The 23627-nt window shown below is 58.8% G+C and carries 16 protein-coding genes; 4 read left to right on the forward strand and 12 right to left on the reverse strand.

Annotated features, from left to right (window positions below; all coding sequences use genetic code 11):
- Positions 1 to 26: 26 nt before the first annotated feature.
- From ABAC402_RS39395 to ABAC402_RS35470, 9 genes are all read right to left on the reverse strand, one after another.
- Positions 27 to 3590: a right-handed parallel beta-helix repeat-containing protein gene (locus ABAC402_RS39395; protein WP_023450625.1), complete on the reverse strand. Its 3564-nt coding sequence runs from the start codon at positions 3588 to 3590 to the stop codon at positions 27 to 29.
- 92 nt (positions 3591 to 3682) lie between these two features.
- Positions 3683 to 4774, reverse strand: coding sequence for a hypothetical protein (locus tag ABAC402_RS35440; protein ID WP_082180019.1), 1092 nt, complete (start codon positions 4772 to 4774; stop codon positions 3683 to 3685).
- Between the two features lie 17 nt (positions 4775 to 4791).
- Entirely contained in the window at positions 4792 to 6204 is a 1413-nt protein-coding gene (locus ABAC402_RS35445) for an MBOAT family protein (protein WP_023450627.1), read from the reverse strand.
- A gap of 42 nt (positions 6205 to 6246) precedes the next feature.
- Positions 6247 to 6933 (reverse strand): alginate O-acetyltransferase AlgF, encoded by a 687-nt coding sequence (locus ABAC402_RS35450; protein ID WP_082180020.1) that lies wholly within the window; start codon positions 6931 to 6933, stop codon positions 6247 to 6249.
- Positions 6934 to 6936: 3 nt separating this feature from the next.
- Entirely contained in the window at positions 6937 to 8085 is a 1149-nt protein-coding gene (locus ABAC402_RS39400; protein WP_023450629.1) for an alginate lyase family protein, read from the reverse strand.
- 25 nt (positions 8086 to 8110) lie between these two features.
- The gene (locus ABAC402_RS35455) at positions 8111 to 10234 is read right to left on the reverse strand and encodes a tetratricopeptide repeat protein (protein ID WP_023450630.1); all 2124 of its coding nucleotides are present in this window, start codon (positions 10232 to 10234) and stop codon (positions 8111 to 8113) included.
- A gap of 15 nt (positions 10235 to 10249) precedes the next feature.
- A complete protein-coding gene (locus ABAC402_RS35460; RefSeq protein ID WP_155847446.1) occupies positions 10250 to 11185 on the reverse strand; it encodes a hypothetical protein in 936 nt (311 codons plus the stop codon).
- A gap of 155 nt (positions 11186 to 11340) precedes the next feature.
- On the reverse strand, positions 11341 to 12828 hold the full coding sequence (locus tag ABAC402_RS35465; RefSeq protein ID WP_031235883.1) for a glycosyltransferase: 1488 nt from the start codon (positions 12826 to 12828) through the stop codon (positions 11341 to 11343).
- Positions 12829 to 12858: 30 nt separating this feature from the next.
- Positions 12859 to 14193, reverse strand: a complete 1335-nt coding sequence (locus ABAC402_RS35470; protein ID WP_023450633.1) for a nucleotide sugar dehydrogenase — start codon at positions 14191 to 14193, stop codon at positions 12859 to 12861.
- A 419-nt stretch (positions 14194 to 14612) separates the two neighbouring features.
- Between ABAC402_RS35470 and ABAC402_RS35475 the strand changes: the two genes are divergently transcribed.
- On the forward strand, positions 14613 to 15689 hold the full coding sequence (locus ABAC402_RS35475) for a mannose-1-phosphate guanylyltransferase (protein WP_023450634.1): 1077 nt from the start codon (positions 14613 to 14615) through the stop codon (positions 15687 to 15689).
- A 51-nt stretch (positions 15690 to 15740) separates the two neighbouring features.
- On the opposite strand, the gene ABAC402_RS35480 is transcribed toward ABAC402_RS35475, so the two are convergent.
- From ABAC402_RS35480 to ABAC402_RS35490, 3 genes are all read right to left on the reverse strand, one after another.
- Complete coding sequence (locus ABAC402_RS35480; protein WP_023450635.1) at positions 15741 to 16310, reverse strand: hypothetical protein; 570 nt, start codon at positions 16308 to 16310, stop codon at positions 15741 to 15743.
- A 4-nt stretch (positions 16311 to 16314) separates the two neighbouring features.
- Positions 16315 to 16668 carry a PadR family transcriptional regulator gene (locus tag ABAC402_RS35485; protein ID WP_023450636.1) on the reverse strand — a complete coding sequence of 118 codons (354 nt, stop codon included), beginning with the start codon at positions 16666 to 16668 and terminating at the stop codon, positions 16315 to 16317.
- Between the two features lie 292 nt (positions 16669 to 16960).
- On the reverse strand, positions 16961 to 18181 hold the full coding sequence (locus ABAC402_RS35490) for a multidrug effflux MFS transporter (RefSeq protein WP_023450637.1): 1221 nt from the start codon (positions 18179 to 18181) through the stop codon (positions 16961 to 16963).
- Between the two features lie 378 nt (positions 18182 to 18559).
- Here ABAC402_RS35490 and ABAC402_RS0120620 point away from each other — a divergent pair, with 378 nt between their 5' ends.
- From ABAC402_RS0120620 to ABAC402_RS35500, 3 genes are all read left to right on the forward strand, one after another.
- Positions 18560 to 19159: an RNA polymerase sigma factor gene (locus tag ABAC402_RS0120620; RefSeq protein ID WP_040410046.1), complete on the forward strand. Its 600-nt coding sequence runs from the start codon at positions 18560 to 18562 to the stop codon at positions 19157 to 19159.
- A complete protein-coding gene (locus ABAC402_RS35495) occupies positions 19086 to 20150 on the forward strand; it encodes a FecR domain-containing protein (RefSeq protein WP_082180022.1) in 1065 nt (354 codons plus the stop codon). The genes ABAC402_RS0120620 and ABAC402_RS35495 overlap by 74 nt, the downstream gene beginning before the upstream one ends.
- 66 nt (positions 20151 to 20216) lie before the next feature.
- Positions 20217 to 23396: a TonB-dependent receptor gene (locus ABAC402_RS35500; RefSeq protein WP_082180023.1), complete on the forward strand. Its 3180-nt coding sequence runs from the start codon at positions 20217 to 20219 to the stop codon at positions 23394 to 23396.
- The last annotated feature ends 231 nt before the right edge of the window (positions 23397 to 23627 follow it).

Genomic DNA, 23627 nt, shown 5'->3' on the forward strand with positions numbered 1-23627 from the left:
CGATTTTGAGGTTGAAGTTGCCATGATCAGATGTCCTCTCCGGCACTACCGCCCTCGTCTTCGGCCTCGAGGTCGACATCGTCGCCCCCGGAACACATGGTCTGACTGCCTGTTGCGGGCGGTAAGCCATCCACCAGGCCGCCGAGAAAGCCGTTACTCAGGAACGGGCAGGTTTTGGGGGTCTTGATGACCGGACAGGACGATCTGACGACCACGCCTTCGTTCTGGTAGCGCGACATTTCTCGCTCGACTGCGCCTAGGTCGCCCTGAAGGCGCTTTTCCGTCGGCCCGATGAAACGGTTGCCACGTAAAGCGACGGCGCCGAAGCCGGTTGCGGTGATGCCGGAGCCTTGGCCTTTTTCAATTGTATTATCGATCAGCGCCACCGACACGAACTTGGTGTAGGGGTCCTTGGCCAGGTCGCGGGGCGGGAAGTTGGCGACCGGTTTGGGATCGCCAACATAGATGTTGACCGCCGACCCACCGGCGCCGGAGAAGGTATTGCGAAACAGTCCGACATCGGTGCTGTTGCGGATCTTGACGGAGTCGCCCCTGTTATTGGCCGTCACATTGCTGGCAACGATGTTACATGAGCTTTCAAATACTGCCACCCCATCTTGACCATTGTTCCAGATTCGATTGGCGTACACCAGATTTCGCGACGACTCGCGGTCCAGCATCACGCCCGTGCCATGGTTGTCGAAAGACATGTTCCCCACGATCCAGGAATCGTCGACGCCGCGGGATCCGATGATGCCGTGCTTCTTGTGAGTCCCGTAGGTCGTATTGTAGGCAATGGTCAGTCGCAGCGAATAGTCATGCGGGTCGATGCCGTAAATCATATTGTTGCGGTATTCGTTCCCGACGACATTCAGGTCGTCGGTCGCGTAGGTGAACAGCCCGAAGTACATGTCCTCAAAAGAATTTTCGACAAGCGTTCCGGTCGGACGGTTGAGGGCCCCGGGCCTTTGCTTCTGCAATGTGGTCGGGCCTTGCGAATAGGAGAAGCCATAGCCTTTTGACCCGCTGAAACCGAGATGATGAAAGTGGGTTCCATCGGCGTTCATTTCGGACCCACCCCACGACATGATGAAGGGGCGGAACTGCGTGCGCTTTTCGAAGGTCAGTTGGGCATAGGTCTTGGCGTCCGAATCCCAGCCCGCAACCTCGACGTCGTGAAACCAAAGCTGCCCGGCATTGACCAGATAAACACCACTTTGCGTATTCAGCCGCAGTTCCTTGGCGTCCGTGCCCGACACCACCAACGAGGCCTCGGGTCCCACCAGAACGGGCAGATTCAGCTGATAGCGCGATCCCCTCCGCACCAGTGCATCGTCATAGCCAATTTCGGCCAAGCGACGGGAGAGGGTTTCAAGCGTGAAAACGCCCGATTCGATGTGAACATACTTCGGATATCGCGTTCCTTGGGCCTGAACGGGGAAGATGCTGTAGCCGATTGAGGCGAAAACGTAGTTGACCTGCGAAATGAACTTTGTGTTGTAGTAGCTGTAAGTCATCGGAATAACGAACACATTACCGTCGCTGGCTTTTGGTATGCGGTCACTTACCGTTTTGCGGGTGAAACCCGACACGCGTCGAGTCAGAGGAACGGCCTCACCAGCGCGATCGTTGCCCAGGGAGTAGTAGGTGAAGCCGTTGGTTTTCATGATAACCTGACGCTCGCGGTCCACCTCGCTCGGTTTCGACTGGGTTCCGCCCAGGACTCCGTAGTTGTCAAGCGCCTGCGCGCTGCTGGTGGCCAGGCGATGCATATGGAGGACGCGAACGGCCTCGTCGGGTATGCGAACGGCGTATCGCGCAGCGCTCTCATAGTGGTCAGTATGGGTGAGCACGGTCACAACCCGACCCAGAACCTGCGTCATCTGACTGTCGTCAAGGGCCCAAGCCAGAACGGCTTCAAGCCGTGAAGCGTCGCCCTTACCTGCCCACGCACCAGCCAGATGCGAAAGGGCACGCTGGTAGCTAATGTCATTCGTTGCGACAGCGTCAGCCAGGAAGGGTTCGGCCGTTTCCGGCTTACCCACCGCGGCATAGGCAAATACGGCCGCGGAAGCGGTCTTTTGAATGTCGGCTGCCGACTTGGCATTTCGATACAAGGCCTCGATCGCGACCGCGTGGGGGGTGGCGCGTTCCAATTGCGACTTCCGGCTGAAGCCCTCGGCCGCATAGGCCAGCACCCAGGCGCGTGTCCCGGCAGATGCATTCTTTCCGGCCAATCCTTCTATGTCGCCCGGCCGCCCCTGTATGGACAGCAGAGAGGCCCGAAAAATGACGGCTTCATCGCCTGCGCCGGCGTCTTTCAATCGTCCGATCACCTTCTCCGCGAACGCGTAGTCGGAGACGTCCAAAGCCGTGCGTACAAGATCGGTGTAGGCATCAACCTTGCCGCTGGCGAATTTGATTCGGTCGGCGTAGGTGAGGGCCTTCTTGTAATCTCCGAAACGGGCATAGGTTTCCGCGAGGTTGGCATTGACGGCAGACTTTGCCTTCACCGACGTGAAAAATGATGTCTCGGCCAGCGCCCTCGCCAGATAGGCCTGGGCTTCATTGGTAACGTGGGATCGCGCATAGGACGCGGCGATTTTCGACCAGGATTCGGCGCGGTAGGACTTGTCGCGGATCGCGCCAGTAAGGCGCGCTGCGATCGTAAGGCGCGAGGTGTCCGCATTGCCCACGGCCAGCTCAAACAGGGCGCGGTCGCGCTGGGGCCGGTCCTTGATCCCAAGCGCCGCAGTTGCGACGTCGTCGCGCTCTTCATTGGTCGTTGCTTCACTGGCCAGGGTGAGCAAGAACTCGTCGCGTTGGGCGTAGCTTTGCGGGGCAGCCTGGATCGTGGTAACCGCCAGGGCCAGTTCACCTGCGATACGCAAGTCGTCAGCCGCTTGCAGCAGAGCGTCTCCCTGCGTATCGAACCCGCTCAGCGGCAGGCCTTTAAACGGCGCAAGCTCGGCTGCGGTGAAATCTCCGGCCCTGAGCCTTTGGCGTGCTACGCGCGCGAGCGTCGTGCTGCGAAGTTCTGGGTCGGCAATGTTGGTTGCCCAAACATCTGCCCGCTTCCGGCCCTGCACCGAATAGGTAAGTTGAAAGGTCATTTCCGCAATCAACGGATCGCGCTGGCCGGCCGGCAGGGTCTGAATGCGAACATACCCGGTTGTCAGTGTGTCAGCGCTGCCGCTGTAGTCGGCGTTGAGCGTTTGTTGTTTTGCGATCTGGATAAGCGCCTGTCCGCCGCTGGCAATATCGGGGTTGCGCTGGGCGATCGTCCGGGCCTGCGACAGGAGGGCCAGGCTCTGGTCGCGTGGCGTGGTCGCAGCAGCGGCAACCTCCAACAGATGCGACGTATAGGCCTCGATCAGCCGCTTGAAGGCAGGCGACGATTCCGTTTTCGCATCCGCGAGCGCGGCCTGGTCGTACAGCTCGACTGCTTCCGCAAATTTCGCCGTGCGCTCAGCTGTCGTCTGAGCCTTCAGAGCTGCTGCATAAGCCGCCTGCGCTTTTGATATTTCATTCACACGCGTCGCGCTGGCGCCATCGGAAGAGATCGTCGACGGACCGCAAGCCGGAGCCATGGCTCCGCAAAGGCCTGCAAAGATCACAGCGCGAGCAACCTTGCTCCACAGCGCCCGGACTCGAGACGGAAACAGGGGGGGGGCGTTTAGGGTCATGATGCTTTCGGTTCTCCGGCCGGCGGCTTCGCGTCCATCCAGACATAACGTTCCGGAAGTTCCCAAATGACGATTTCAGGCTGGCTCTCGTCGAGCGCAGTGCCCTCCAGAAGTTTTCTCAATGGAACAAAAGGCCCGGCCCCCTTGTCGGAAAGGTTGGCAACATCTACGCCCAGAGCCTGTTCCAGGAAGCCTGCGAAGCCCCAACGCTCGTCGGCGCTGTAACTTGTGCCGACCAGGACAACCGGCGTGGCGGCGTCACCAAGCAGTCCGCCGCTCTCTTCGCGGCCGGTGTAGTCGAATTGCGGCTGGGTCAGCCTGTCGGCAGGCGGGCCCAGGTGACGGAAGGTTTGACCCAGAGGAATGAAGTTCAGGAGATCGCCGTCCATCGGTTCAGCCTCGGCAAGGGTCAGTTGCGGGGGCACGACCGACCCTGCGCTTGGCAGTTTGCCGTCGGCGGCGATCTGTTTTGCGATCGTTTGGGCCGCGACTTGTGCCCCAACGGGAGTCCAGTGGGTATCGGTCCGGAAATAGGCCAGATCCTTTCCCTTGATACTGCCAAAATCCGGGCGCAGATCGACGGTGGCAATGCCGGCATTGCCGAGCCCGTGGAGCAGGTTGTCATAGACGGGAACCAGGGTGGTTGGCCAGGTATGGCGGCCCAGGTGTTCGGGATAGATGCGTGCCTTTGCCGGAACGATGACCACCACAAATGCGATCCCGCGGGCTTCAAGGATGGCCTTGGCCTCTACCGCCTGGGCGACGGCATCAGCCACGCCCTTGTCCAGGCGCGGCGAGTCGAACTCCTCTTTGGTGTAAAGCCAGCCATCCGCGCCTGGAACGACACCGTCGCGGCCTTCATTGAACAAAGCATAGGACAGGGCCGTTGACGCGTTGAGCGCGGGATCGCGCAGCGCCAGCTTCTTGTCGAAGGCGCCGCCGAACCCCGTCGCCCAGGACCCGTTCCAAACGGCCTGCGGCGACGCGGCGGGGACATCGACACCGCGCAGGGCCGGATTGACCAGCGCCAATGCCAGGAGACCAGCTCCGGCCACTATGCCTAGGATCGCAACAGATTTGTCAGTCATGGGAAAGGGTTCGCAGCTCAAAATTGGAAATAGAGGAAAGGAGAGTAGGAGGCGGCGCTCAAACGCATCAGGCTGACAACCAGCAGAAGGCTGAGTGCCACGAGTTCCATTCGCGATCCCCGTGCGGGCACAAAGCCACGGCCGGTCCAGGCCTGGCGAACACCCAGGCCGATTATGACCAAGGCACCCAACAGGAAAAACAGTTCCGGGGTCGACTGGCGCCAGACCTGATCTGCAGAGGGGGTCAGGCCGTTAAGGCCCAGCATTCCGCCGTAGACGGTGAAGGCCTGGGTCAGATTATGGGCACGGAACAAAACCCAGCCAATCAGAACCACCAGCATGGTCACGGGCCAGGCCAGGGGGGTGTGTGTCGGGGCGTCTGGTTTGGGTTCGCGCCGCAGCCAGCGTTCCACCGCCATGACGCCGCCGTGCAGCAGTCCCCAAAGGATAAAAGTCCAGTTGGCGCCGTGCCAGATACCGCCCAGCAACATGGTCAGGAGCAGGTTGCGGTAAGTCTTGAACTCCCCTTTCCGGTTTCCGCCCAGGGGGATGTAGACATAGTCGCGCAGCCAGGTCGACAGGGAGATATGCCATCTCTGCCAGAACTCCGTAATGCTGCGTGAACCGTAGGGATTGTTGAAGTTTTCGATAAACTTGAAGCCCATCATCAGCGCCAGTCCGATGGCCATGCTGGAATAACCCATGAAGTCGAACAGCAGCTGCGCGGAGTAGGCCAGGATGCCCAACCAGGCTTCCTGAAGCGAGGGGGACGGCGATGCAAACAGACGATCGGCAATAGGCGCGACAGTGTCGGCCAGAAGAATCTTGGTCGACAGGCCATAGATAAAGCGGCGAACGCCTTCGGCAAATTTCTCGGTGGTGTGGGTGCGGTTGAGGAATTGATCCTTCAGATCCTTGTAACGAAGTACGGGCCCCGCAACCAACTGAGGAAAAATAGCTTTGAAGGCTGCCAGTTGGACAAGGCTGGTGGTCGCCGGGACGTCGCGCCGCCACACGTCGACAAGGTAGCTCACGGCCTGGAAGACGAAGAAGGAAATGCCGATCGGAAGGATGACGTTGGTGGCAAAGGAGTCGCTGGCGCCGACCTGGCGCGCCAGGAAGGCCCAGTTTTCGACGAAGAAGTTCATATATTTGAAGTAGAGCAGTGTCAGCAAATTGCCGCCGACACCGATCAACAGAAAATATTTGCGCGCCCGATCTGACGACGCCTTATCGATTACGATGGCCAGAACGTAATTCCACAACGTAATCGCTATCAGCAGCAGGAGAAAATCCACGCGCCACCAGGCATAGAAGATGTAGCTGCCAATAACGATGGCAATATTTCTGAACCTGGCGGGCGTGAGGTAGTAGGTCGCCATGAAAAGCGGCAGGAAAAGATAGATGAAAATATTCGATGAGAATACCATAGTAAAACCTCAGACCAGCATTGAATACCTATATTGCCGGTATTACTTGGATGTTTCGTTTCTGACCCAAATGACCTTGATGCGGCCGCCGGCATCAGTGACAATCGAGGAATAGGCATTGCCGCGATTGACGGTTTGCGGCGCCGTCTTTCCGAGCGCGTTGGCACCGTCGAACACGGCAAATCCAATCGTCGCAGAATTCACCTGGCGGGCGCCGACTTGACCGGATGCGACACGCTCGACAACATTGGCCTTGCCATCAGCGGTCTTCAAGGTCAGGGCGGAACGTCCGGTCAGGTTGTAGAACGTGATTAACCCCTTGACCTTGCTGTCCAGCTTCGGATCCTGAATCGAATTGATGGTCGGCTTGCCCCGGGCACCGGAAACCACGACGGTGTAATAGTTTCCGGAAACAAAGCTGACGGTGCGATTGCCGCCGGCTGCCGTCACTGATACCTTGCCGGCCGGAACGACCTTATAAGGACTGGCCATGCCATTGGCGGCGCTGTACTTGGCCTTTCCGATCACGGCGTCGACCGGCTTAGCGTCGTCGGCATCCGAGATGATACGGACGAAGACCGAGTTGGGTGGTGGGGCGGCTGCATAGAGACCGGCATCGTTATAGGCGTATGCCGGTACGGCCGTGCAGGCGACCGTCAGGAACGCCCAGGACATCATAGAGCGGGCGGTTGATTTCAGATCTTTGAGTAGACGGAGCAAGGCGGTCATCTTCTATCCTTTTGGTGAAGCTGAGAGGGTTTCGGGAACGCGGGCAAACAGCAAGGTCATGTCGCCCCCCAGGGCGGTCGAAAGCATGGGGCGCAGGCCGGAAAGACGCGAACTCCAACGGCTGCGCCCGGGAAAACGCGATTCATAGATTTCGAGCCAGGCGACCTCGCTGAAATTTGTCGCGTCATCACGCTTGGGTACGCCTTGAGTTGCACCGGCGAGCGTCTCAATCAGCGAAGGATTGTCGAATTGCGACAGCGTGAAGTCGACAACCCGGTGCAAGGCTTCGTCATTCATTTTGTAAAGGCTGTCGTCGCCGTTTCGCGCTGACGCTTCGGCAATCATGACCAGCGGACCGGCAGCATAGGCATGGTAGCTCAAAGCGCGCGACGCTCGTCTCAGTTCGAGCGGCAGGGCGCCGTCGGCCGTCACCTGCTCAATACCAATGCGGGCGCAGTCGACACCCCAGTCGAAAAAATCTTTGCGGTTGCAGGCAATGCCGGTCCCCAGCACACTCAATCCCGCCCAGTAGCGGTGATTGTTGGCGGCGCTGACAGGCTTTTTCAAATGAGTGTAGTAGGTCTGCGTGTCGACCGCTCGTTCTTCGAACCAGGCCAATATCACAGCCTCGGCCTTTTTCTCCACCGCGCCGGCAATCTGCAGCCACCCCTGAACCGCGGGGGTAAGGGTTGAGACTCGGCTGAAATAGGCGGTCTCGCTCTCCATGCCCTTGAGACTGTCGGCGCGGGCCCAGGTCAAGAGCAGGCCGGCAGCTTCCGCCGCGGCTGCGGTTTTCACGCCTTTGGAGCGGGTGAACCGGTTGGCTGCCTTGACAACCGCGCGTGAAAACGCCCGCAAGGGCGCGACCGAAGCTTCATACGCATCGTCCGCCTCCGGATCGACCGTTGAGCGGCTGGGGTCGTCCTTGCGGTAGCGGGAGGAGGTGTTCAGGTCGCGGACAGGCTGGGTTTCCGGAAGCTTTTTGGCAACGGCGACCCGTTGAGCGGCGCGTGCAATATCAAACGGTGCAACAAGCGCCGCCGGCTTCGACAGCGTCACAGGCGGCGCGGCTGAGACCGAAACCGGCGTCAGGCCGGCTCCCAGACCCCAAAGCCCCAAACCCGAAAGAATGTTGCGTCGTGTGTGCGACATGATGGCTACCCAAGGTTTCACGCGATCAGAACCGTCTGACAATCGACACGGAGATCTGATTGTTGTTTCGGTCGTAGGCGAGCGAATCGTCACGGGTTCCATAAAAGCCGTAGCGCAGTTGCACCTCGGTTTTTTGCTTGTAGATTAGGGTTGGTCCGACCTCGAACTGCAGCCGGGTGATCTTCCTGTCATCGCGATACTGCGACCACCGCGCCGAGGCGGAGACTGTACCGTCGACCTGCCAGTCGCCTTGTGCCTTGACCTGCCAGCGATAGTCACCGGAAACACCGACGGCTGTCTGCCTCAGGGTCGCGTCCTCGAACTGGTCGCGGTACACGCCGACGCCGCCAGAAAGGCCATAGCGTCCCGCGGGCGTGACTTCGATTTGAGCGGCATGACGCCAGCCATCGCGACCGGCGCGCCGGTCGTCGACATTGCGCGCCTGGTAGCGCAGATTGAGGCGGCGGTTACCCATCAGGGCGTCGTAGCTGGCATAGGCGCCGGTGGACGTGCTCAACTGTTGACCACCACGGTGGGTTTGTCCGAAGAGCACACCTGCCTCAAGACGGCCGCTGTAGGCGGGAAGGTGGGTCATAAGACCCGTCCTGGCTTCCATCGATGCCCGATCGATCAGGTCGAGGTCCCATTGATCGACCAGGTCTACGACACCGGAAGCCACAAGGTAGTTCGAACCCGCGCCAAGACGGTGACGATAGCGGCCTGACGCGAAGATGGAGGTGGCCGCGTCGGCATAGGTCTCTTCGGCCGCGTACGGCACGGTACCTTCTTCACCCGGCAGGGCCGCGACGATGGCTGGCGCATTGTCGTCGGTCTGCAGGCCGCCGCCTAAGGCGCCACGGAATTCCCTGTCCGGGAAGTCCGACGAGAGGTCCGTCGCTGCCTTGGCGGCGTTTTCGGCAATGGAAGGGTTGGCCGGCGCGGCAGCGACGGCATCGATCTGGAGCTTCGCGGCTGCGTAATCATAATGTCGACGCAGAATCGAGGCTTTGCGCAGTTGCGAGCGTTGCTTCCAATCCGGCGAAAATTGCGGATTGGCGATGATAGTGTCATAGCTCGCCAGAGCCTGGCGGGGTTGTCCGCTGGCGACGATAGCGTCGGCCTGAGTGAAGAGAGCCGACGCCTTACTGTCTTGCTCACGCGTTTCGATGCGCTGTTCGATGGTGACCCGGCGTTGCAAAAGATCAGGCTCGCCGGCCGGAACTTTGACTTCGCTCAGGACGGCGCGCGCTTCATCGAAACGGCCGGCGACCGACAGATGGCCGGCCAAGTTCATTTTGCCGGCGGCAAGGATGTTGAAGGATGCCGTTGGGTGGTCCGCCAGAGCCGCGCGGTCCGCGGTGATGCCGCCTTCAACGTCGCCGGCGTCAACCTTGGCGTCGGCTTCGGCCAGTGCCGTTCGCGCTTTCAAGTCTGTCCGCTTCTGGGCGATGGTGGCGTCCATACTCGCCATGGCCTGGGTAAGGTCCTCATTTCCCCTGCCCACCAACGCCAGACGCTGTTCAGCTTCGTCGACATTTCCACGCTTCAGACTGACGGACGCGAGTTTGAGTTGAACGCGGTCCTGGTAGCCGGATGGGTACGGACAGGGCTGAGTCTTCAAAGCCAGGAAGGCAGCTTCGGAGGCATCCAGATCTCCGGCTTTCAACAAAGTATCTGCCGCGTCGTATCGGGCGCGCGCGATATCAGTTCCTTGGCGATACTCTATGTCAGTCAGCAAGTACGCGGATTGCGACTTGACCGCCGCAGCGTGGCCCTTGGTCGCCGCGCGGGCGTAATCCCTGGCTTCGTCATAGCGCCCCTGCTGGATGCGGATGCGGGCCAGGCGGACCAGGCTGCGGTGTCGGGTATCTGCCTTATCCCATGACACCCGGGTCAGCTTTCGCAAGATGGCTTCCGCACCATCGTAATCGCCGGCCTGGTAGGCTTTATCGGCGGCCTCAATCTGGCGCGCTCTGGGGCTCAATTTCGATCTGTCGCGTTTGACGGGCGCGCCACTGCTGGGGGCCGCCTCGACGCGCGCAGGGCAGGTTTCAGCTGCGGCAGCGTGTGTTGCCGATATCGCCAGGGCAATCGTCATTGCGGTGGCGAAGGCTGTCGGCAAAGCCAGGTCCGAAGTCGTCCGTTTCATAGCGCCGTTCCCTTCTTATTTAAAGAACCGCAGCGTGCTGATGCGCACCGAAGCCGGTTGGCCGACCCTGGAGGCTGGCAGAGTCTTGTCGAAGCGAACCCGAACCACAGCCGAAAGCTGGATGACGCCCTGGGTTACCTTTGCGTAGGCATTGGTCTCGCCAAAGGTCGGCAGGACCACACGTTCAACGCGACCGGAATAATAACGCTCACCGTCAAACACATCGGCGACGATGCTGTCACCCGGACGGATGCGACGCGCAGCCTCGAGCGGAATGATGAATTCACCACCCATCCGCCCGGACATCGGAACGATTTGAACGATCGGCGCACCACGTGCGATAAACGCGCCAGGTGCAGCAACTGTTTCGCCCATAACGCAATCGCAATTGCTGGCAACATTGACGACGGCGCCGTCAATGCCTTCGACACTGGCCAGGTTCTGGTTTGGCGCGACGCGCTGGCCTGGTTTGGCATCGACAGAGATAACGGTACCCGCTTTGGGAGCGCGAAGCATTTGGGCATCCGGACTGGCGAGGACGCCGTCAGCCCGGATTACGAAGGCACGGGCATAAGCACTGTAGGCGATGTAACCCACGAGACCGAGGCCGATGGACCACAGGACGCAAAGCAGGACGAGGCGCTGGACGGTCGGCAGAATGCTCTTTTTGGCGCCGCTGTCGCCCTTGGCCTGCAAGCGGGCACCCGTAAAGTTTTCGCGCTTGACGACCGCCAGGACATCGCCGGCCGTTACCACTTCACCCGACAGCTGGGCTCCGATCAGATATTGCAGAAGAGATAGCGTGTTGGGATTCAGTTCGACAAAGGCAATGCCTGCGGATTGGGTGTCGGCGTTGATCTGCCGAACCTCGCCCTTTAGATCAACTTCGAAGGCGAAGCCCTCGAAACGGAACACTAGGGTCAGTGGGACAATGTCTGCGACTGCAGGCAAGGCTGTCAGCGGTCCCGCCCTCAAACCAGCTACAGACCAGTCAGCCGCCTCACAGACGTCAGCACCAATGCGTACGGTAATGGGAACGTGCAATCTTATGTGTTGTCGTTGAGACGAGGCTTCATGAAGAATTCTCACCGTCATTTAATCGAACCTCATATCAAAGGCAAAAAGGAAAAGGGCTTGAGAATGCCCAGGTAGGTGCCGACGCCGGCAAGGAACAGCAAAAGCGCTACAGCGTGCATCGACCAGGATGTCATGTTGATAACCCGGCTGTGTAAGCTGCCAAGATTTCGGCTGGATGTCGTGTTTTGCCGCGTCCATTTTTGCCGATCGAGGCGAAAGAAGATGTAGGTTTTCACTATCGAGCCATAGACCTGATTGAAAAACAGCAAGAAAGGAAAGGTCCAGCTGACCTCTTTTCGCGCCGTCAACAGAGCCAGGGTTTGAATGAACCGAGTCACGGCAATCCAGTAGGCGTAGATCAGAAGGGCCATCGGTCCATAGTAAAGCGTGAGAAGGATAGCGGCAGTGGGCCCAACGATGGCGGTCCACATGCTGACGCGCTGATCCAGTACGGTCCACCAGACAAACAAGCCTATCTTGCGCGGTCCAAGCGCCAGAGCCCGGCTGTTGGTCCGCAGCATGTTGCCAAACCAGCGGACCATCAGCATGGTTGATGAACGAATAAAATCGTTGTCGGGTGGCGATTCCACGGTGCTGACGGTGACGTCTGGGATGTAGGCCATCTTGCCTCCATGCCGTAGAATCCAGTACCACGTACTCTTGTCGTCGCCGGTCAGGAATGAGAAACGACCCAGACGCCAGTGATCGACGCTGTCAGATTCAAGTTGCTGAATAAAGGTTGGGTCGGTTGCTACCTCGATACGGAAGGCTGACATCCGCCCCGTCAGGGTCAGGACGCGTCGTGACAATCCCATTGAGCACATGAGAATCTGACGCTGGGCGAAACGCATATTGTACCAGTCGTGGAACACGCGCGCTCCCCGCACTTCGCAAACTTCATCCGTCGTAAACGCGCTGATGTCGGGCATGACCTTGAAGAAGGGCAGGCTGCGTTTCAGGCAATAGGGTTCAAGCACCGTATCACCATCGACAACGACCACCACTGAGCCCGGTGGCGGCAGCAGCATCTGGATGGTTCTCAGTCCCTGGGCCAGCGCGTCGCGCTTGCCGGTTCCACCGATGCGGATAAAGGACAGTCTGACGTGCTCCGGCGGGTTCAGCGCCAGGAACAATTGCTTAACCAGGCGTTGGTCTGCCATCTCCACCAAAGAGGCGACGATGGTGACCGGTATTTCGGTCCTTGCGGCTTCTTCGATTGCCGCACGATAAACGTCCGTGCTGGTTTCCGTATCGATCCGGAAGCTGGTCACCAGCAAATAGGCGTGCGTGGGCATTCCCGCCACGCCCATTCCATCGGCTTCACGGCGAAGGCGAGGAAATACGATGTGGCTATAGATGAGGGAACGCACAAGGTGAGTCGCCGCCCAAATATACCGCCACGACGCAATGACCCCTATTGCCAGGAGAAAGTGTGCCGATTGCTGATTGAACAACTCCGTGGGCATGGCCAGACTTATGGCCAAGAGCACAAGAGCATACCCGAGTAAGCCGGTCATGGATCGCGCTCCTGCGCTATCTAGCTGGCTTTACCAGCACAGGCCAGCATAGTCCTGGTTGTTGCTGCGGACTTCCTTGGACACACGAACGAAGTCGATAACCAGTTGGTCGTCGCGCTTGGCGCCTACGGCTTCACCAAAGCGAAAGTCATTGTTACCGACGACCAGCACATCGGCGTCTTCCTTTGCTTCGTCGATGGACGATACCAGCAAGTCGGCCAGGTGCGGGAGGTGGGCGCGGACATAGCTCAGATTGGCGCCGGTCAGCTCGGAGTAGCGGACGTTTTCGTCGTAGATCTTGACCTTGAAGCCCTTGCCGTGCAGGCGCTCGGCAATTTCCACCAGGGGAGATTCGCGCAGATCGTCTGTCCCAGCCTTGAAGCTCAGACCCAGCATGGCGACATTCTTTTTGCCGGTGGCGGCGATCATGTTGAAGGCACGGTCGATCTGGTTTTCATTCGAGTCAGCCACCGCGTCCAGCAGTGGGGTCGCAATCTCCATCGAACGGGCGCTGTATCGCAGAGCGCGCAAGTCCTTGGGCAGGCAGGAACCGCCATAGGCCATGCCGGGCTTCATATAGACCGTCGAGATGTTAAGGCGCTTGTCGGCGCAGACGGCTTCCATGACCTTGTGGCCATCAATGCCGGCGGCCTTGGCGATATTGCCGATTTCGTTGGCGAACGAGATCTTCACGGCATGCCAGGTGTTGTTGGCATACTTGATCGCTTCGGCGGTCTTGATATCGACAAGGAATTCCGGCGAGGTCAGTTTCGAATTGATAACGCGCAGGCGGTTGAGGGTTTCGTCGTCCTTGATCCCCAGCACGATAACGGCGGGGTTTTCATAGTCGGCGATCGCCGTGGCTTCGCGCAGAAACTCGGGATAATAGGCAATACCGAAATCGACGCCCGCCTTCTTGCCGCTGGCACGTTCCAGGATAGGGATGACCGTCTTGTCCATCGAGCCGGGCAACATGGTCGACCGCATGACCACCGAGTGATACCCGGCCTTGTTACCAATGGCCTTACCGATGTCTTCGGCGACGGCGGCGACATAGGACAGGTCGAGATTGCCATTACGCATGCTGGGCGTGCCGACGCAGACAATGGTCAGGTCCGTGTTGTCGATGGCGTAGACGGCGCTGGTGCCGGCGGTCAGCAGGCCGTTCTCGACCGCGCTGCTCAGCAATTCGGGGAGGCCCGGTTCGACGATCGGGGAGATGCCCTTGCCCAGAGACTCGGCCTTGGCCGTGTTGATGTCGACGGCGTGGACGGAAAAGCCGTCCTTGCAGATACAGGCGGCTGTCACGGCGCCCACATACCCGATGCCGAAAATGCTGACGCGCGGCTTATTGGCTGATGTCATAGTCGAATCTCCGAAAACGCAAAAATTTCGTAAACACTCTCTTAATGCAGAGTTATGTCACATTTATTTCGCATCGCACCAATTATTGCGCCGCAACATGAGAAAATGCGGGCAAAATCACGACATATTTTGAAACAATGCGTTACACCTCGAATTTGCCTCTGTTTCTGGAATTTATTTTCTCAAATTTATCAAAACGATGCGCCAGGGGACGATGCGCTCAAAAAATATCCTCCCGGTTGTGCATTTCGCCTCGTTAGCGAGTGCAAAAAAAAGTTGCGCAATGCGGTGTAAACTTGGCTATTGGTTTCACTTCGGTTACACCCTCAAGCTATGCCAAAGCTCAAGGTCGCGCATATTGACAGATAGTGGGCTTTTTTGACATTTCCCGCCTTGCGCCCAGACAGGACTTAACGAAAATGACACTCCAGATCTTACCCGTCATCATGTCCGGCGGCTCCGGTACGCGGTTGTGGCCCCTGTCCACCCCCGCCGCGCCGAAACAGTTCCACGCCCTGGCCACCGACAACACCATGATACAGGAAACCGTTCTGCGCCTGATCGGTGACAGCTTCCTGCGACCGGTGGCGATCTGCGGCCGCGGCCATCTCGACCTTGTGACGGCGCAGTTGGAGGCGATCGGCCACCCCCCTCAGGAAGTCATTCTCGAACCCTTCGGCCGCAATACAGCGGCGGTTGCGGCCATGGCGGCGCTAAGCGGCCTGGCTCTGGCGCCAGAGGCGCTGATCCTGATGGTGCCCGCCGACCACGTCATCGCCCAGCCCTCCGCCTTCCTGGAAGCCGTCATGGCCGCCGGCGAGACGGCGAAGACCCGGATCGTGACCTTCGGTATCCAGCCCAGCCACCCGGAAACGGGATTCGGCTATATCGAACGCGGCGCCGAGCTTTCGCCGGGCAACTACGAAATTGCGCGTTTCCTCGAAAAACCCGATCTGGCCACGGCAACGCAATATGTGGCCGGCGGCAGCCACGTCTGGAACGCCGGTATCTTCCTGTTCTCACCCCAGGTCATGCTGGAGGAGCTGGAACTCCACGCGCCCGAAGTCCTGGCGGCCTGCCGTACGGCCTATGAGACGGCCCGGCGTGAAGGACCGGCGGTCCATCTTGACGATGTCATCTTTGGGCAGGTCCCGTCGATCTCCATCGACTACGCGGTAATGGAACATACCCAACGCTCGGCGGTCGTACCTTGCGATATCGGCTGGGCGGATGTTGGGGGTTTTCGCGAACTGTGGCGCCTGGCGGACAAGGACAATCACGGCAATCACGTAAAGGGCGACGCTATTCTGATCGAGGCGGAGAATTGTCTGATTCGCAACGATGGCGGACCCATCGTGGCCATCATTGACATGGCCGATATCATGGTCATTTCGACACCTTCGGGTATCCTTATTGCGCCCTTGTCGCGCGCTCAGGACGTTAAGAAGGCTGCCGAAGCCGCGAAGAGCTTCCTGAATCTGGGCGCCAAGTCGTAAAGGCGTCGCGACGAAGCGGCGCCTTTCTGATCACTTGGCCTGGGCACATACTCAGCCGACGATGGTCTCGTTCCTGATGCTGCGAATGGCCGCGATCAGGCTTCCGCGGGCCAGGAAACCGCCGACCACGATCATGGCGACGAAGATCAGATAGACCCAGTTGCCGGCCAGTTCAGTAGCCACCGACGGATTGGACGTGGTGCCGAGGATAAAGCTGTCTTTACCCTCCATCCACAGGCCCACGGCCGCCGGGTTGATCATCTTGAGGACGATAGAGACGACGGAACCCAGAGCGAGGCTGCCGAAGAGAAGAGCCCCCAAAAGGCCGAAGAAGGCGATAATGCTGCGCGAAGTGAAGGCGGCCAGCGTGGTAACCATGACAATAATCCTTTTGGAATTGAGCGCCGTATCGAGCGCATGTTGATCGACAAATCCCTGCGCGTAGGTCTTGGCGGTTCCGAAGCCGTGCAGGGCGGATTCGGCCGAAAGTCCAGCGGCCAGACGTTCTTCCAGGTGGCCGCGTGCCTCGGCGACGACGTCGGCGCGTTGCGAGACGGGTAGGGTGATGAGGGCTGCATCCAGCGCCTTCAGCCAGGTTTCGATGGTGTCACGGTCGGTCATGACGTCAGGTCCTTTGTAAAAAAGCGTTGAGACGGCCCGTCAGGTCAAGCCACACCTGGCGCTGATCGGCCAGGTCTGTGGCCCCCGCGGGGGTCAGGCCATAGTATTTGCGCGGATGCGAGGCGCTGGCTTCGTGGCGCCATTCCGCCTGGATGAAGCCGGCTTTTTCCAACCGGTGCAACAACGGATAGAGGGTGCCTTCGGCCAGGTCGAGGCCGGCCCCGTCTCGCAACTCATCCAGAATGCGCAGCCCATACTGCGGGCCGCGGTCGAGCAGGCTCAGCAGGGCCAGTTCCAGCACACCTTTATAGAGCTGGGTGCGACGGCTTTCCGGCGATTTGTCAGGTGGCGGCGGCATGTTGCTTTCCAAAACCATATACGTTGTTATACAAGGTATATGGTTTAGCAATATGCTTGGCAAATTAAAAACGTGTAAGGTTTCACGGCCAGAGCGCAATCCGATAAAGTGTGACGCACTTTTCGGATAAATTGCGCGACACAACAAAAACTTAGAGCGAGATGGCGATTCTACCTAAAGCCATCGCGCTCAAAAGCGCAATCCGATAAAGTGTGACGCACTTTTCGGATAAATTGCGCGACACAACAAAAACTTAGAGCGAGATGGTGATTCTACCTAAAGCCATCTCGCTCTAGGAAGCTGCGCTGGCGAACCGGCCTTTTTCACTGATGGCGACCAGACCCAGTGCAACAAGGCCGCAGGCGAAGGCACCCAGCGGCAAAAGCCAGATGCCGCCGGTCCAGGCCTGACCGATCAGACCCGAGATAAGGCCGGCGCCGATGGTCGACACCACGCCTTGCAACGACGAGGCCGTACCGGCGACATGGCCGACCTTCTCCATGGCGATGGCGCCGAAGTTCGATGTTGTCAGCGACATCAGCCCCATGGTCAGGGATTGCAAAATGACAAAACTGAGGATGGTTTCCAGGCCGGCCGCCGCCCAGGCGAGGTGAATCAGGGCAACCGCAATAAATCCGATCAGGGCGGCGTGCGAGATCCGCTTGGTGCCAAGCCGCTCGACGATAGAGGCATTGAGGATCGACGCTCCGCCCATGGTGGCGGCGCAGGCGGCGAAGATGCCAGCCATCAGTTCCGGGCGGTGGAAGACGTCTTCGAAAATCTGCGGCATTAGCGAGACATAGGCCAGCAAGGAGCCGATCAGGAAGGTGACGCCCAGAGTGTAGTAAAGAGAGCCAGGTTCGGTCGCCACGAAAAAGGCGACGCGGCGCAGATGGCCCAGGTCCGGTCTGCGGCGTTTTTCCGGGGGATGGGTTTCGGGCAGGCGCAGCCAAGCCCACACGCCGGCAATGACGCCGAAGGCGGCCATGCTGACGAAGATGAACTGCCACGGTGCGACCAGAAGAACAAGTTGGCCGAAACTGGGCGCCAGGATGGGCACCAGCAGGAAGACGACCAGACTGATCGAGGTCACCTTCGCCATCTGCGCGCCACTGTACAGGTCGCGAATGATCGAGCGCGTTACAACGCTGGAGGTGGAGACGGCAAAGCCCTGCAGCAGGCGGATGACCATCAGCAAAGCGAAATCGTGGGTGAAGGAAGCGATCGTCGCAAAGACGACATAGAGCATCACGCCGCCGATCAGGATACGCTTGCGGCCCAGCCAGTCGGAAAGAATACCGAAGGTCAGCTGACCGGCGCCCATCCCCAGGAAATAGATCGAGATCAGCCATTGCAGGTGGTTGGGCACATCGACACTGAGATCCTTGCCGATGGTTGGCAGGGCCGGCAGGATGGCATCGATACCCAGTGCGCCCAGGGCCATCAGCATGGCGATCAGGGCGACGAACTCGGCAAAATGCGGTATCTTAGGCTTGGCGGTAAGCTCGGACATGGGCCGGATATAGGCTGAATATCTCGCAGATGCGAGTGAAAACCGGACACCTCCGGCTGGCGACGCCGTTGCCGCAGACAGGCGGGAACCTTCGTCCCGGTCCGCCTTCAACCTCGTGCGCCTATCAGCAGTTGGAGTGAGGCCGCGCGACGACACACCGTTCCCGAGACGACGTGACAAAGTTGTCGCAAACGAAACACTGCGTTTCTATTGTATGATAATATGTTTTGCCATCGGTGGATTCGGGCGTATAAACATGTTGCGGCCAGAACAAACAACCAACAGGGAGGCTCGGGTCTCAGACTTGAGGCAGTCCTGGCGTACAGTGGCCAAATCGCCGGACCTGCCGACGTCACCTCGATTCCGGGTTGCACGCACATGAGAGCTTCGCGGGAACGCCAGATTTGGTTATCTCGGCATGTTATCCAGCACGAGCCGGCGCTTCGGGCGTGGCTTCGCCGGCGCCCCATCGTCGGCCTGGATGTAGACGACATCGTTCAGGAAACCTATGCGCGGCTCGCCAATGTTGAGTCGGTCGATGACATTCATAACGTCAAGAACTACATGTTCCAGGCGGCATACTCGATTATGATGAGCCATGTTCGCAAATCCCGCATCGTGTATTTTCGCGAGTTCGATGAACTCAAGATGGTCGATCTCGGCCGCGATGACATGTCCCCGGAAAGCCAGACCATCCATCGCCAGGAGTTAAGCCGGCTGCTGGACGCGGTTGTGGCCCTTCCTGACATGATCCGAGCCGTTTTTCTGGCGCGGCGACTGAAGGGCTTGTCACAGCGTGAGGCCGCCAAAGCGCTTTCACTTCCGGAGTCGACCATAGAGATGCGCATGCGCCGGGCGAATTTGTTACTCACAAAGGCACTATCGGAAGACGGAAAATTCGCACATGAAGCGTCTAGAGAGGCTGAACGTGCGACGAAAGCTCGATCGACCAGTGACCAGAAGACATTCCGCACATGAAATTGAAGAACAGGCGGTAGCCTGGGCCACTCGCCTCGACAATGGTGCATTGTCAGACGAGGACGAGCGTGTGCTTGAAGCCTGGCTGGCGTCGGACGTTCGCTGCGTCGGCGCACTCGCGCGTGCGCAAGCCTACCAGGAGGCGTCCAGGGCGGTTTCTGTGCTTGATCCCGCCGTTATTGCTAGCCTCGCCTCAGATCAGAAGCCCAAAGGGCGCATGACGCGGCGGGATGCGTTCAGATGGGGCGCGATCGCAGCGGGCGTTTCAGCGCTGGGCGTAGGCGGGTATGCGACCGTCGCGGCGGCCAGGACCTACGAGACCCGCAAAGGTGAGATGAAGGTCGTAGCCCTTTCCGACGGTTCAACGATCAATCTGAACACCGACTCGAAGGTTCGTGTTGACTATGGTTCGAGGCGCCGTTTCGTTGAGCTCCTCAGGGGTGAAGTCCTGTTCGAGGTCGCCAGGGACCCGAATCGCCCCTTCGTCGTTGCGGTCGACTCAACCTTCATCACAGCGACGGGCACAAGCTTTACAGTTGGGGCATTGCCGGACAGGCCGGTGATGGTCATTGTACGCGAGGGCTCTGTCAAGATCGACGGGGACGCGGCGAACATCAGCCCTGTCGTCCTGGCTGCGAACACACGGGCATCTCTGCCGTCGAGAGATAAGCCCGGCCTGCGTTCGGTCAAGGTAGAAAACGTATCGGTCGAGGAGGTTCGCGACAACCTGGCCTGGGAGACCGGCCGCATCGCATTCAAGGGCGAGACCTTGGCTCAGGCTGCAGAAGCGTTCAACAGATACAGCGATGTGCGGCTTGTTATCGAAGATCCTGGCATTGCACAGGAACGTATTGCGGGCGTCTATCAGAACAACGATCCCGTGGGCTTCGCGCGCACGGTCGCCGACAGCTTTGACCTTCAGGTCCATATCGAACAGAGTAGAATTCGACTGAGCCGCAAAAAAAGTTCCTTAACGCCGCACGGAATTTAGTCTTAGCCGCGTCTACCCCTCTGAACCGCAGCGACTTCAACAAATGGCGGTAAAAGGAACAGGGACATGCACCTATCGGCCAAATCTATGTTGCTCGCGTCTGCCGCGGGGCTCAGCTTGCTGCACGGCGCCCATGCGCTTGCGGCCGACTTTAACGTGCCGGCGCAACCGGCAAAGACATCCATCCCTGAGTTTGCCAATCAGGCCAAGATTCAGATTATCGCCCCGGTCAGTCAACTGGAAGGCGTCAATACGCCGGCCGTCATTGGCGATTACGACACCATGGCGGGGTTGACCAAGCTTATATCGGGGACCCGACTTGAGGTTGCCTCGCAACGCAACGGCGTCATCGCCCTGCGGGTCTCTACCGCATCCGCAACTGAGAGTATTTCTGCGTCGGCCTCCGAAGCCGCCGAGCCTGAAATTGTCATCATCACCGGGTTTCGTGGCAGCATCTATAAATCCGCCCGCATCAAGCGCGCGGCAACCAATATTGTCGACTCCGTTGTTGCCGAAGACATCGGCAAGCTGCCCGACACCAATGTCGCCGAGGCGCTGTCGCGCATTCCTGGCGTTGCCGTTGGCCGCGACAAAGGCGAAGGACGCACCATCACCGTGCGCGGTCTCGGCGGCGGTTTCAATGTGACGACGATGAACGGGCGCCGGATCGCCAGCGAGTTCTACGATCGTGAATTCAATTATGACATGTTGGGCGCCGACGTCGCGTCGCGGATCGACGTCAACAAGTCTCCGCTCGCACGCCTACCTGAAGGTGGGATCGGCGCTGTCGTCGACATTCAGACCTGGCGCCCGTTCGACCTGCCTGACAACTCCGTGGTGGTGTCGGCTTTCGGGGTCTATGACGAATATGCGGACAAGTATAATCCTCGCGTCTCCGGCTTGTGGAGTAAGCAGTTCGCTGGGGGCACGCTCGGCATAGCTTTAGGCGTAAACTATAACAAGTACAGCCTTGTCTACGACCAGGCATCCGTGACGGAATATGATCGCGACTTTAAGTTCCACCCGTCAGATCCGGTCTCGGCGACGCTACCCCCGAACACCGCCTTCACCCTGCCGAAGTACCTCACACTTTCCCATCAACAAGAGGAACGCGAGCGCTACGGTGCCTCTTTCGCGGTCCAGTGGAAGCCGGCTGAAAACGTTGAGCTCAACATCGACGGCCTTTTGTCAAATCTGTCCAATACGAGCGTGCAAGATACCTTGGGTTACGGGTTTGACCAGGGCAACAGGGACTATTTTGGCTCCTCGACTGTCGTCAGCGCGAACATCGTCGGCGGCAATGTGCTCGGCATGACGCTTGGCGCTACGCCAGGGGCACGAAATCCGTTTGCAAAAGTGGAATATGCGACATTCTCCTTCCCGCGCGTGTCTCGCACTGGCATCATTGGCGCCAATCTGGCTTGGCAAGCCACATCGTCATTGAAGTTGTCGGTGGACGCTTCATATTCACGCGCCGAACAGGAAAACGACGGCGACAATTGGGAACTGAAAGCCGAAAAGGCTGTCAGGAACATGACTTGGGACTGGACCTCCGGTGATCTGCCCGACGTCACTCTGTCTGAAGAACCAGGCACGAACTTCCCGATCCAGTTTAAAAGCGCAACGACCGCCGGCAATGCGGTCAGCGACGAAATTACGGAACTGCGGTTCCAGGGCGAGTGGAATCCGGACGCGCTGTTCGACACAGTTTATTTCGGCCTCGGTAAGGCGGAAGAAACGAAGAGCAATGTCCAGGTCAGAACAGCGTCCGCGGACTTGTTTTTTGGCGGACAGCTGCACAACACCTATTACGACTCAGGCACTTACGGGGACAGCACCTTCAATTTCACGGTTGGTGACATCGGGCCGCACCATGGCTTTGTTGTCCCCAACTACGTCTTCAGTACGGGTGGGCAAAACTTCATGCCTACGAATCAAAGCCCCGGACTTCCGCAAAACTGGGCTGGCCCGGACATGAATGCGTATGTCGACTGGCTTAAAGACCTCAGTGACTGGACGTTGGCAAATCCCCGTTGGGGCGACCGCCCACCGGTTTTGGCAGCTGCCTTTGATTTGCTGAAGCCGACATTGTCACCGCTGGAAACCTATGCGGTCAAAGAGACAATCACCAATGCCTATGTCGAAGGTGTTCGTACCGGCTACCTCGCAAACCTGAAGTTTCGTGCTCATGCTGGCGTCCGGCTTGTCAATACGCGTCAAGAGGCCAGCGGTTCGGAGGCGACTCCGGTTGCTTTCTACGCCAACGCCCCTTTCCAGTGGGCGATCAAGGGCGTGAAATGGGGAACGCCTACTCCGGTTGCGCTCTCCAAGGAATATTCGGATGTCCTTCCCAGCCTGAATCTGACCTTTTACCCGAGCGACAGGCTGTTAACACGGGTATCGGTTGCAAAGGTTATGTCGCGAGCGCCCATCAGCGCACTACGCCTTGGGATGAACCAGCCTAACTTCTCCGCCGGCACTGTTGAGGTAGGGAACCCGGATCTTAAGCCGTTCCGCGCCCTTCAATACGATGCTACCGCAGAATGGTATTATTCAAGCACCGGAGCAGCACTGTTCTCCGTGTTCTATAAAGATATCGACACTTTCATCGCAAACGGTGAAATCCCCGTTACCGCTCCGAATAGTACGATAACCTTCACGGCGCCGTTAAACTGTCTCTCCGCCAACTACTGCGCCTATGGTTGGAACGGCTACAGTAACGGCACGCCAATGACGGCAACCTACCGCAAGTCTGGTCCTTTCAACTCTGAAGGCGCAAGCATCTATGGTGCTGAAATGACATGGCAGCACGACTTCGGCGAATGGAACGATGCTTTGTCCGGCTTGGGAATCCAGTTCAATGGCACCTATGCCGAGAGCAAGACGTCACTTACTGACAGGTTTAACAACAAGCTCGGAATCGAAGGCCTTTCACGGTTCTCATATAACCTGAGCACCTTCTACGAAAAGCCCAAATACGGCGCACGCATCGGTTATAGCTGGCGCTCGCAATTTCTTCAGAGATCCGGTGACAACCCGATCTATGGCGGCGACATTGGCTGGCTCGATGCCAGCGCGTATTGGAACATCAGTTCCAACGTCACGATTAACGCCTATGGCAGTAACCTTTTGGACTCTGCGACGAAAGGCACCTATGGACGTGGAGACGGGCCGTACAACGACCACCTTGTGTACCTGGGATACTCCGGACGTAAGTTTGGTCTCGGGATTCGCGCGAAGTATTGATCGATAAGCGCGAAGCCGGTCCACGGTTCGCCGGTTCCGGCTTCGCGCCCCCCATCCATCTCATAAACCGTGTCGTGCTTGCGGCTTCCAGGCCTCTCACGGTCGAACCTCGCAGCGGGAAACCCGATATGTCGAATCGCAAGATTGCCAAAACCCCTATCCGTTGCCTAGTGCTCATGGCTACCCTGCTTTTCAGCCATCCGGCACTCGCAGCACAGCCGCCCGCACAAC

It is taken from the genome of Asticcacaulis sp. AC402 (assembly GCF_000495835.1).
Taxonomy (GTDB): Bacteria; Pseudomonadota; Alphaproteobacteria; order Caulobacterales; family Caulobacteraceae; genus Asticcacaulis.

What these genes read in the sequence shown, in the direction of transcription:
- ABAC402_RS35455 (WP_023450630.1), bottom strand. Translation starts at nt 10,234, where the DNA reads ATGAAACGGACGACTTCGGACCTGGCTTTGCCGACAGCCTTCGCCACC.
- ABAC402_RS35450 (WP_082180020.1), bottom strand. Translation starts at nt 6,933, where the DNA reads ATGACCGCCTTGCTCCGTCTACTCAAAGATCTGAAATCAACCGCCCGC.
- ABAC402_RS39395 (WP_023450625.1), bottom strand. Translation starts at nt 3,590, where the DNA reads ATGGCTCCGGCTTGCGGTCCGTCGACGATCTCTTCCGATGGCGCCAGC.
- ABAC402_RS35475 (WP_023450634.1), top strand. Translation starts at nt 14,613, where the DNA reads ATGACACTCCAGATCTTACCCGTCATCATGTCCGGCGGCTCCGGTACG.
- ABAC402_RS35470 (WP_023450633.1), bottom strand. Translation starts at nt 14,193, where the DNA reads ATGACATCAGCCAATAAGCCGCGCGTCAGCATTTTCGGCATCGGGTAT.
- ABAC402_RS35495 (WP_082180022.1), top strand. Translation starts at nt 19,086, where the DNA reads ATGAAGCGTCTAGAGAGGCTGAACGTGCGACGAAAGCTCGATCGACCA.
- ABAC402_RS35445 (WP_023450627.1), bottom strand. Translation starts at nt 6,204, where the DNA reads ATGGTATTCTCATCGAATATTTTCATCTATCTTTTCCTGCCGCTTTTC.
- ABAC402_RS39400 (WP_023450629.1), bottom strand. Translation starts at nt 8,085, where the DNA reads ATGTCGCACACACGACGCAACATTCTTTCGGGTTTGGGGCTTTGGGGT.
- ABAC402_RS0120620 (WP_040410046.1), top strand. Translation starts at nt 18,560, where the DNA reads ATGAGAGCTTCGCGGGAACGCCAGATTTGGTTATCTCGGCATGTTATC.
- ABAC402_RS35480 (WP_023450635.1), bottom strand. Translation starts at nt 16,310, where the DNA reads ATGACCGACCGTGACACCATCGAAACCTGGCTGAAGGCGCTGGATGCA.
- ABAC402_RS35485 (WP_023450636.1), bottom strand. Translation starts at nt 16,668, where the DNA reads ATGCCGCCGCCACCTGACAAATCGCCGGAAAGCCGTCGCACCCAGCTC.
- ABAC402_RS35465 (WP_031235883.1), bottom strand. Translation starts at nt 12,828, where the DNA reads ATGACCGGCTTACTCGGGTATGCTCTTGTGCTCTTGGCCATAAGTCTG.
- ABAC402_RS35490 (WP_023450637.1), bottom strand. Translation starts at nt 18,181, where the DNA reads ATGTCCGAGCTTACCGCCAAGCCTAAGATACCGCATTTTGCCGAGTTC.
- ABAC402_RS35440 (WP_082180019.1), bottom strand. Translation starts at nt 4,774, where the DNA reads ATGACTGACAAATCTGTTGCGATCCTAGGCATAGTGGCCGGAGCTGGT.
- ABAC402_RS35500 (WP_082180023.1), top strand. Translation starts at nt 20,217, where the DNA reads ATGCACCTATCGGCCAAATCTATGTTGCTCGCGTCTGCCGCGGGGCTC.